Source organism: Streptomyces neyagawaensis (assembly GCF_023516595.1).
Classification (GTDB): Bacteria; Actinomycetota; Actinomycetes; order Streptomycetales; family Streptomycetaceae; genus Streptomyces; species Streptomyces neyagawaensis.
Genome location: NZ_JAMGBG010000075.1, coordinates 1 through 9,480, shown reverse-complemented (window position 1 = coordinate 9,480; position 9,480 = coordinate 1). Strand labels below are relative to the sequence as shown.

At 69.7% G+C, this 9,480-nt stretch carries 10 protein-coding genes and 1 rRNA gene; 9 read left to right on the top strand and 2 right to left on the bottom strand.

Annotated elements, in window-relative coordinates:
• Positions 1 to 77, top strand: a 5S ribosomal RNA gene (rrf, locus tag M8J73_RS28355); the annotation flags it as partial.
• 90 nt (positions 78 to 167) lie between these two features.
• On the opposite strand, the gene M8J73_RS28350 is transcribed toward rrf, so the two are convergent.
• Complete coding sequence (locus M8J73_RS28350) at positions 168 to 1,208, bottom strand: toll/interleukin-1 receptor domain-containing protein (RefSeq protein ID WP_055542682.1); 1,041 nt, start codon at positions 1,206 to 1,208, stop codon at positions 168 to 170.
• Positions 1,209 to 1,302: 94 nt separating this feature from the next.
• Here M8J73_RS28350 and M8J73_RS28345 point away from each other — a divergent pair, with 94 nt between their 5' ends.
• The 8 genes from M8J73_RS28345 to M8J73_RS28310 all read left to right on the top strand — a co-directional run bounded on the left by M8J73_RS28345 (position 1,303) and on the right by M8J73_RS28310 (position 8,286).
• Positions 1,303 to 1,947, top strand: coding sequence for an HAD family hydrolase (locus M8J73_RS28345; protein WP_055542681.1), 645 nt, complete (start codon positions 1,303 to 1,305; stop codon positions 1,945 to 1,947).
• A gap of 54 nt (positions 1,948 to 2,001) precedes the next feature.
• Positions 2,002 to 3,222: an MFS transporter gene (locus M8J73_RS28340; protein ID WP_249829244.1), complete on the top strand. Its 1,221-nt coding sequence runs from the start codon at positions 2,002 to 2,004 to the stop codon at positions 3,220 to 3,222.
• Positions 3,173 to 4,345, top strand: coding sequence for an acetoin utilization protein AcuC (locus tag M8J73_RS28335; RefSeq protein WP_055539375.1), 1,173 nt, complete (start codon positions 3,173 to 3,175; stop codon positions 4,343 to 4,345). Before M8J73_RS28340 ends, M8J73_RS28335 begins: the two co-directional genes overlap by 50 nt.
• A gap of 81 nt (positions 4,346 to 4,426) precedes the next feature.
• Positions 4,427 to 5,242: a phosphatase gene (locus M8J73_RS28330; protein ID WP_055539376.1), complete on the top strand. Its 816-nt coding sequence runs from the start codon at positions 4,427 to 4,429 to the stop codon at positions 5,240 to 5,242.
• A gap of 129 nt (positions 5,243 to 5,371) precedes the next feature.
• Positions 5,372 to 5,584, top strand: coding sequence for a helix-turn-helix domain-containing protein (locus tag M8J73_RS28325; protein ID WP_004984898.1), 213 nt, complete (start codon positions 5,372 to 5,374; stop codon positions 5,582 to 5,584).
• A 167-nt stretch (positions 5,585 to 5,751) separates the two neighbouring features.
• Positions 5,752 to 5,850 carry a 30S ribosomal protein bS22 gene (locus M8J73_RS28320; RefSeq protein WP_003948845.1) on the top strand — a complete coding sequence of 33 codons (99 nt, stop codon included), beginning with the start codon at positions 5,752 to 5,754 and terminating at the stop codon, positions 5,848 to 5,850.
• A 274-nt stretch (positions 5,851 to 6,124) separates the two neighbouring features.
• Complete coding sequence (locus M8J73_RS28315) at positions 6,125 to 7,192, top strand: NAD-dependent epimerase/dehydratase family protein (protein ID WP_055539377.1); 1,068 nt, start codon at positions 6,125 to 6,127, stop codon at positions 7,190 to 7,192.
• A 14-nt stretch (positions 7,193 to 7,206) separates the two neighbouring features.
• Positions 7,207 to 8,286: a lysophospholipid acyltransferase family protein gene (locus M8J73_RS28310; protein ID WP_055539378.1), complete on the top strand. Its 1,080-nt coding sequence runs from the start codon at positions 7,207 to 7,209 to the stop codon at positions 8,284 to 8,286.
• Positions 8,287 to 8,384: 98 nt separating this feature from the next.
• Here the strand turns inward: M8J73_RS28310 and M8J73_RS28305 are convergent.
• Positions 8,385 to 9,480: DUF5667 domain-containing protein (locus M8J73_RS28305; RefSeq protein WP_249829243.1), on the bottom strand; the 1,096-nt coding region annotated here is incomplete at its 5' end.

Below are 9,480 nucleotides of genomic sequence, written 5' to 3'. Positions count from 1 at the left end.
CGAACCCGGAAGCTAAGCCTCACAGCGCCGATGGTACTGCAGGGGGGACCCTGTGGGAGAGTAGGACGCCGCCGAACAATATTTGAGAAAGCCCCTGCCGGGAAACCGGCGGGGGCTTTCTGTGTTTCCGGCCACTTCTGCCAGTTCGGTCGGTTCGGTCAGTTCGTTCAGCTCTGTACGTCCGGATTCTGAAGATGTATTCCGTACTTCGTGAGGAAACGGCCAAGCGGTTCATTGACCGCCCCTTGCAGGCTGATGAGCTCCGCCTGGTTCAGTGGGCCGGTCAGGGTGTCGCGCCACCGCGGTACATCCGTCTCCACGAGGCCGGGAAACAACGTGGGCGACGAGCGTTCCGTATGGTCCGCGGTCGCGTTCACATACGCGAGGACGAGAGCGCACTCCTCCTCGTTGATGCCTTCACCCCTCGCCTGGTACAGGTCGATGAGCTGGGAAAGGCCCTTCAAGGCGTGGCCTGCCTCGAAAGCCTGGACGATCATGGTGTTGTGCCTGACCGAGAGGTCGTCGCGGATGGCCAGGCGGGTGCGGTGCATCTCCGCCAGGGCTTCGTCGGTGTCCAACTGCCGGCGGAGCAGGTTGATGCTGTCCTGGGAGACCTCCAGCTTGCCCAGGTTCTCCAGCAGGCGGATGCGGACGCCGTAGAAGTTGCCGCTGAACTGCGGGTTCTCCTTGTGCGGGGCGAGGAACGACAGATAGATGAAGTCGCAGCCGACGAGCGCGCAGAGCTCCAGCAGCGGGAAGTTCTCGGCGACCCGCACCTCGTGCAGAGTGGTGCGGGCGTCGGGGGCGCGGCCGAGAACACCGTCCACAAGGTACTGAAAGGGCTCCTCGTCGGCGAGGTCGTCGAACTGCACCCAGGTGTTGGCGGCGATGAAACCCTCGGGCGGCGTGGCACCGGGCAGGAGAACGGGGATGACGCGGAGATCGGAATCCTGGACCTGGCGGTCCAGGGCCTGACGCATTTCCCTCTCCTGCCAGCCGCCGATGCCCGGAGGGCCGATGAACACGGCGATCGTGCGGCACTGGGCCACGGCGGTCTCGATGGCGGGCTGCCAGGGGAGGCCCGGTGTGAGGCTCCACCTGTCGAACCAGACCTTGAGGCCCTGGTCACGCAGCCGGGTGGCGATGGTCTGGACGGCCTGACCGTCCTGGCGGCGATAGCTGGCGAAGACGTCGTACGAAGACTCCACAAATGGAGAGTAGAACCAATATGAGCTGATTGACAGGGAGTTGACGGCATTGATCGGGTTCGGTGGGCGGGCGTCGGGTTCGTAGAGTGCTCGGATGCGCTACGACCTCGTGATCTTCGACAACGATGGTGTGCTCGTCGACAGTGAGCCCATCTCCAACCGGCACCTCGCCGCCTATCTGACCGAGCTCGGGCATCCCACCTCGTACGAGGAGTCCATCCGTGACTACATGGGCTCCGCGATGCACCGTGTGCATGAGCTGATCCAGGAGCGGACGGGGCGGCGGCTGCCCGACGACTTCGACGAGGTCTTCCACGCGCGGGTGTTCGCGGCGTTCGAGCGGGAGCTGGCGCCGGTCGACGGGGTCTTCGACGTGCTGGAGAAGCTGGTGGCGGAGGGAGTGCCGTACTGCGTGGCGTCGTCCGGGAGCCATGAGCGGATCCGGGTCGGGCATCGGACGACGGGGCTCGACCGGTGGTTCGGGGAGGGGCTGGTGTTCAGCGCGCAGGATGTGGGTCGCGGGAAGCCGGCGCCGGATCTCTTTCTCTACGCCGCCGAGCGGATGGGGGTCGCGCCGGAGCGGTGCGCGGTCGTCGAGGACAGTCCCCTCGGCGTCCGGGCGGGGCTCGCGGCAGGGATGGACGTGTACGGGTTCACGGCGATGACTCCCGCGGAGAAGCTGACCGGGGTGCGGGGGCACTTCTCGGACATGGCGGAGCTGCTCCTGCTGCTTAGTTGAGCAATCTTCAACTTCCTCTACCCAGGGGTAGCGGGCGACCCCTACTGTTCCGCCATGACAGATGTGCTGCGGCGCGGCCGGGCCGCGTTGGCGTTCAGCTTCTTCGCTCAGGGCGTCGCCTTCGCACTGCTCGTGACGCGAATTCCGGCCATTCAGGACCGGTACGGGGTCTCCGACGCGCTGCTGCCGGCCTTCCTCGCCGCGGTCCCGGTGCTCGCCGGTGTCGGCAGCGTCTGCACCGAGCAGCTGGTGAAGAAGATCCCGGCGAGCCAGGTGCTGCGCTGGTCGCAGCCCGTCGTGCTCCTGGCGCTGCTGGGCGTCGGCGCCGGTGGGCACATGGTCGAGCTCGGGATCTCGCTGGCCGCGTTCGGGCTGGCGGTCGGGGCGCTCGACGCCTCGATGAACATGCTCGGGGTGAGCCTGCAGCGGTCGTACGGGCGGAGCATCATGCTCGGGTTCCACGCCGTGTACAGCCTGGGCGGGATATCCGGGGCCTCGCTGGCATGGGTGGGGGCACACTGGGATCTGCCGCTGCTCGTGTCGTATCTGCCGGTGGTCCTCGTGCTGCTGCCGGCCGCGCTGGTCGGGAGCCGGTGGTACGTCGACGGGGGCGGGCCCGAGGACAAGGCCGCCGCGGAGGCCGGTGCCGCGGGCGGGCATGTCGCCTTCTCGCTACTGCTGCCGCTCTGTCTGGTGATGTGCTTCGCCTACATCGGGGACTCGACCGTCTCCAACTGGAGCGCCAAGTATCTGGAGGACGTCCTCGGCAGCTCGGACGAGATGGCGACCGTTCCGTACAACGTCTACATGGTCACCACGCTGCTCGGGCGGTCCATCGGGGACCTGGGGGTGCGGCGGTTCGGGGCCGCGGCCGTCGTACGGGCCGGCGCGGTGATCGCGGCCGTCGGGTTCGCGGTGGTGGCGGGGGCGCCAGGGGCCTGGGTGGGGATGCTCGGGTTCACGCTGCTGGGGCTCGGGCTGTGTGTGCTCGTTCCGCAGACGTTCGCGGCGGCGGGACGGCTGTTCCCCGGGGCTTCGGACGCGGCCGTGGCGCGACTGAACATCTTCAACTATGTGGGCTTTTTGATCGGTTCCCCATTGGTGGGGGCGTTGGGGGACGCCTGGAGCTATCGCGGGGCGATGCTCGTGCCGATGGCGTTGGTGCTGGTGACGTTGGTGTACGCCAGGTCGTTCGAGACTGAACCGGACCGATACGGTGGCGAGCATGAGCGGCCGCGCACAGCTGATGTGGGACGAGGCAGTAACGGGCTATGACTTCGGCCCGGACCATCCGATGGATCCGGTCCGGCTCGCGTTGACCCGGAGTCTCGTGAGCGCCTTCGGGCTCGACCGGGAGATGGACGTCGTCGCGGCGAAGCCGGCGGGGGAATCGACCCTGCGGCTCGTGCACCGTGAGGACTACGTGGCGGCGGTGAAGGCCGCGTCCGCCGACCCCGGTGGCGCCGACGGCTCGTACGGGCTCGGGACCATGGACGATCCGGCGTTCGCCGGGATGCACGAGGTGTCCGCGCTGATCGCCGGACAGTCGGTGGGGGCGGCGGAGGCCGTGTGGCGCGGCGACGCGCTGCACGCCGTGAACTTCGCCGGCGGCCTGCACCACGCCATGCCGGGCGGCGCCTCCGGGTTCTGCATCTACAACGACGCCTCCCTCGCCATCGCCCGGCTGCTGGAGCTGGGCGCCGAACGGGTCGCCTACGTGGATGTGGACGTTCACCACGGGGACGGGGTCCAGGCCGCGTTCTGGGAGGACCCGCGGGTCCTGACGATCTCGCTGCACGAGCACCCCCGGACGCTGTTCCCGCAGACCGGCTGGCCGGAGGAGACAGGGGCGGACTCGGCCGAGGGATCGGCGGTGAACGTCGCGCTGCCGGCCGGGACCGGGGACGCGGGGTGGCTGCGGGCGTTCCACTCGGTGGTGCCGGAGGTGCTCGCCGAGTTCCGGCCGCAGGTGCTGGTGACCCAGCACGGTGCCGACACGCACTTCGAGGACCCGCTGGCGCATCTGGCGGTGTCGCTGGACGCGCAGCGGGCGGTGCAGGTGGCGCTGCACGACCTGGCGCACGAGCACGCCGAGGGGCGGTGGGTCGCGCTGGGCGGCGGGGGATACGCGGTGGTGGAGGTGGTGCCGCGGTCCTGGACCCATCTGGTGGGGATCGTGGCCGGGCGGGAGATCGCGCCGGAGACCATGATTCCCGAGGAGTGGCGGCAGCAGGTCTTCGCGCGGACGCGGCAGCTGGCGCCGGTGCGGATGACGGACGGGCGGTGGCCCGTGGAGTGGGCCGACTGGGAGGCCGGGTACGACCCCGCGGACCGGCTGGACCAGGCCGTGCTGGCCGCGCGCAAGGCGGTCTTCCCGCTGCGGGGGCTGCTGCCGTAGAGGCGGCGGCCGTTAGGCCAACTGTGTGGTTCGGCCAGGGATTCCGGTGGTGGCGTGGGGCGGGTGCGTCAGCATCGGGGTGTGTGGAGTGCGGGGGCGTTGCGAGCTCATCTGGTGGCGGTCGGGCTGGCCGGGAGAGTGGCCACCTCGCGGGAGTCGAGCCTGCGGAGCTACCGGCTGTTCGCGGCCCGCGATCCTCGGTTTCTGATCGGGCTTGATCCCGAAATGACCTGGCGGCAGCGGGATGTGCTCGGATTGATGGCCCGGAAGTGCGGGGTTTCGGCCGACCCTGGCTGTACGACCGGGCAGGATGTGATCGATCCGCGGTTCACCGTGGCGGCGCTGGACCGGTTCGCGGAGCGGCTCGCGGTGGTCGCTCGCCGTGGTGGACCGGTGCTCCTCGGCACCGGGCACCCGCATCGGCTGATCGGCTTCTACGGCGCTCTCGCGGACGCTTTGTCGGCGGCGGGATGTGAGGTCCTCACCCCAGCGACGGGTAGACGTGTCGACATAACGACCCGGTTCGGTCTACGCACGTACAACCTCGACTACGTACGAGGTGTCTCCGTCGTCCGGGAGGCGACCGCTTCGCGCTCCCGTTGTGCGACCGGCGTGCACACGCATTCGCCGCTCCCGATCCGGACGGTTCTGGCGGCCGTCGCGGAGGGCGGCGGGCCTCTCCCGGAACTTGTCGTCGGGGACCACGGCTGGGTCTGCGGGGCAGGTCAGCTGGGGTTCGAGGCGATCGGGCTGGCCGACACGGACGATCCGGCGCCCTTCGTGGGGGAGGCCGAGGGGCGGGTGTCCGTCGTCGTTCCACTTGATGACGGTGTGCGGTCTGATTACTACCGACCGCTGACCCGCTACGTACTCAATCGGGCGTGTCTGTCACAGTAGGCCGCCGATGGCATCCCCTCTTCCCCACTCGCATCACCCGCCCCTACATTGGGGAGTGAGCACGCAGCGACGAAGAGTCACCGGAAGGGGAAGCCGGTGGCCGTCGAGTGCGGAAGGTTCAGGTGTGTCATGGCTGCAGCTGGCGAGAGGCCTCTGAACGAGGTTCAGTTCCTGACCGTGGCGGAAGTCGCCTCGGTGATGCGAGTGTCGAAGATGACCGTGTACCGGTTGGTGCACAGCGGTCATCTGCCGGCGATCCGGGTGGGCAGGTCCTTCCGGGTGCCGGAGCAAGCGGTTCACGAGTACCTCCGCGAGAGCTATGTGGGGGTGGAGACTGCCTGACGGTCACCGGGTCCAGGAGTTCCCGGAGGCCCCGCGGGGCGTCCGGGATACCCCTGGTTCACCCTCGATTACGACCTCAGCGCTCGGGCGGGTAGGCTGGCCCCTCGTAGGTCGTATGGGCCCATGGCGCCCAAACACCGAGTGATGAGAAGTGAGCGAGGGTAGTCGTGGGCTCTGTTATCAAGAAGCGGCGCAAGCGGATGGCTAAGAAGAAGCACCGCAAGCTGCTCAAGCGCACCCGCGTTCAGCGTCGCAACAAGAAGTAAGGCGGCCAGGCCCCTGAGAAGGGGCCCGGTGGACGCCCGTCGCGTACGGGCGTCGCCCGCCTTGCACGCTTGTGCGAGCGCTGTGGAGAGCGCGTTGCTGAGACCCTCCACCGGATTCCGGTGGAGGGTCTCAGTGTTTTTGCCGGTCGTTGGCGGGGTCGCAGTCATCACAGCGCAACAACAACCCGCTAACGTGGCCGCACACGGGGAACGCGGCACAGGACGAGCAGGGATACGCCTACGGGCGCCGACGTTGGGAAGGAAGGCGCTGATCTTGGGGAAGGTCGTGCTCGTGACCGGGGTGGCCCGTCAGCTGGGCGGCCGGTTCGTACGTCGGATCCAGCGTGACCCGGACGTGGACCGCGTCATCGCGGTGGACGCGGTGCCACCGGAGCACCATCTGGGCGGCGCGGACTTCGTGCAGGCCGACATCCGCCATCCCGCCATCGCCCGTGTGCTGGCCGAGCACAACGTGGACACGGTGGTGCACCTGGACGTCACCGGCACCCCGCTGGGCAGCGGCGGCCGGGCCACGCTCAAGGAGACCAACGTCATCGGCACCATGCAGCTGCTCGGTGCCTGTCAGAAGTCCCCGCTGATCAAGCGTCTGGTCGTGAAGTCCAGTACCAACGTGTACGGCTCCGCGCCCCGCGACCCGGCCGTGTTCACCGAGACCATGCCGCCCAAGTCCCTGCCGAGCGGCGGCTTCGCGAAGGACACCGTCGAGGTCGAGGGCTATGTGCGGGGCTTCGCGCGCCGCCGGCCCGATGTGGCCGTGTGCGTGCTGCGGTTCGCCAACATCCTCGGGCCGAGCGCAGATTCGCCGCTCGCCTCGTACTTCTCGATGCCGGTGCTGCCGACCGTGCTCGGCTACGACCCCCGGCTGCAGTTCGTGCACGAGGACGACGTGATCGAGGTGCTGCGGATCGCCTCGCACGAGCCGGCGCGCGGCACCCTCAACAGCGGCACGTTCAACATCGCCGGCGACGGGGTCCTGCTGCTGTCGCAGTGCGCGCGGCGGCTCGGCCGGCCGACGGTGCCGCTGCTGATGCCGGCGGTCAGCTGGGTCGGCTCGATGGTCCGTACGCTGGGGGTGACGGACTTCTCGCCGGAGCAGCTGCGGCTGCTGACCCACGGCCGGGTCGTGTCCACGAACCAGATGCGCGAGACGCTCGGGTACCGGGCCAGGTACACGACCGCGGAGACCTTCGCGGACTTCGCGCGCGGCAGGGGACCCGGCCTGCTGCCCCCCGAGGCCGTCGCGGGGGCCGTGGACCGGCTCGCCGCACTCGCGGTGCCCGCTCCGGGCGGCGGCCACACCCCGACGCAGAGCGCCAACTGAGGAGCGCATCAACGATGGCGGATGCCAAGGTCATTCCGTTCGACGACGACCGGACCCGTGGGGGCGCCGCGCAGCGCCCGCCGCGCCGCCGGAGCGCGGGAAGCCGGCGCAAGGGCGAGAACACGGCCGTACGCGACGTCCGGGAATCCGGTGAGGTCCAGGCCCTCCCCGGGCTGGCGGGCAGCACGGATGATGTCCCTGTGACACGGGAGAAGCCGGAGCCGCCCCAGGAGGCCGCCGAGGCGATGGACGGCGGGGCGCTGGAGCGACGGATCGCGGGCGGTCTCGCCTTCCTGCGCAAGCGGCTCACCGGGGACTACGAGGTCGACGACTTCGGCTACGACGCCGAACTCACCGACCAGGTGCTGATGTCGCTGCTGCGGCCGCTGTACGACAAGTACTTCCGGGTCGAGGTGAAGGGCATCGAGAACATCCCGGCGGAGGGCGGCGCCCTGATCGTCGCCAACCACTCGGGGACGCTCCCGATGGACGGCCTGATGATGCAGGTCGCCGTGCACGACAACCACCCCGCCGGGCGCCATCTGCGGCTGCTCGCGGCGGACCTGGTCTTCATGCTGCCGGTGGTGAACGAGCTGGCCCGCAAGCTGGGGCACACCCTGGCGTGCGCGGAGGACGCCTCGCGGCTGCTGCAACAGGGCGAACTGGTCGGAGTCATGCCGGAGGGCTTCAAGGGCCTCGGCAAGCCCTTCAGCGACCGCTACAAGCTCCAGCGGTTCGGCCGCGGCGGCTTCGTCTCCACCGCGCTGCGCGCCGGCACGCCGATCATCCCGTGCTCGATCGTGGGCGCGGAGGAGATCTACCCGATGATCGGCAACTCCAAGACGATCGCCCGCCTCCTGGGCTTCCCGTACTTCCCGATCACTCCGACGTTCCCCTGGCTCGGCCCTCTCGGCGCGATCCCCCTGCCCACCAAGTGGACCATCCAGTTCGGCGAGCCCATCCCGACCGACGGCTACCCGCCGGAGGCCGCGGAGGACCCGATGCTGATGTTCAACCTGACGGACCAGGTACGGGAGCAGATCCAGCACACGCTGTACAAGCTGCTGGTGCAGCGGCGGTCGGTGTTCTTCTGAGACGTTCGCCGGCTGAGACGTTCTCTGTCTGAGACCTTCGCCGGCGTACGACGATGGGGCGCCCTTCCTCGCGAAGGGCGCCCCATCGTCGTGGCGGGTCAGTTCGTGTCGTCGCCGTCGATGCCCAGGCCGGGCAGGAGGCCCGGGAGGAGGGGCGGGAGGGTGACGTCGGGCTCTGGGGTGGGGGTGCTCTTGCCGGTGGGCGGGGAGGTGCTGGAGGTGTCGTTCTCGGGCGGGTCGAGCAGACGGCCGGTGGTGCCGCCGACGAGGCTCTCGCCGCCGCTGTCCGAGGCGGACGGGTCGTGCTTGCCGCCGCTCTCCTGGTTGTCCGCGGAGCCGCCACCGCCGGTGCTGGGCGCATGACGGCCGGAGTCGGCCGAGCCGGGGGCGCGGGAGCCCGGGGAGCGGCGCTGCTTGTCGTCGCCGCCCGGTGCGGGGGGCTGCGGCAGCTGCGACCGGTGCGGGGCGACCTCTTCGTCTATGGCGTCGAAGACCGAGGACACCTGCTGACTGACGTCCCCGAGCTGGACGGGCAGCCGCTCGCGCAGCGCGCCCCACGCCTCGCGGTGGGACCGGGAGAAGGCCGACAGGGCCTGAATGGGGCCGAGGGAGCCCGGATCGCGCTGGTAGGCCTCGTGCAGCAGGCGGTGGCCCTCTGCGGCGTCGTGCTTCATGCCGGTGAGGGCCCGGCGGACGTCGCCAAGGGACTCGTGGTCGAGGTGTCCGCCGCGGCCGCGCTCCATGAGCCTGCGGGCTTCGCTGAGCCGGGTGGACGCCTGGTCCAGATAGAGCCGGCCCCGGTCGTCGGTGTCGTCGGCCAGGGTGAGCTTGACGTCCTCGATGCCGCGCTTGAGGCCGTAGAGCGAGTCACCGGGAAGGGCGTCGGAGCTGGCGGCGGCCACACCGCCGAAGGCTCCGGCGGCGACTCCGACGCTGAGCCCGCCCGCGGCGAGGCCCTTCGTCAGCCGTGAGCGTGGTCGCAGTTTGCCCAGCGGGCTCGCCGGGTGGGCCCGCGCCTTGCCGGATCGCTGTTCGGGCACCGAAGAGTCCTTCGCCTCGCGCCCCGCGAGCGTGCCGTCCCGCAGCATGGCTTCCATCGCGGCCACCAGTTGGGCGCGCTGGACCACTTTGACCTCGGGGTCAAGCTCCGGCTTGGGCAGCTCGTCGAGACCGGTCGCCAGGGTCAACAGGCGT

What these genes read in the sequence shown, in the direction of transcription:
- M8J73_RS28345 (WP_055542681.1), top strand. Translation starts at nt 1,303, where the DNA reads ATGCGCTACGACCTCGTGATCTTCGACAACGATGGTGTGCTCGTCGAC.
- M8J73_RS28340 (WP_249829244.1), top strand. Translation starts at nt 2,002, where the DNA reads ATGACAGATGTGCTGCGGCGCGGCCGGGCCGCGTTGGCGTTCAGCTTC.
- M8J73_RS28335 (WP_055539375.1), top strand. Translation starts at nt 3,173, where the DNA reads ATGAGCGGCCGCGCACAGCTGATGTGGGACGAGGCAGTAACGGGCTAT.
- M8J73_RS28325 (WP_004984898.1), top strand. Translation starts at nt 5,372, where the DNA reads ATGGCTGCAGCTGGCGAGAGGCCTCTGAACGAGGTTCAGTTCCTGACC.
- M8J73_RS28310 (WP_055539378.1), top strand. Translation starts at nt 7,207, where the DNA reads ATGGCGGATGCCAAGGTCATTCCGTTCGACGACGACCGGACCCGTGGG.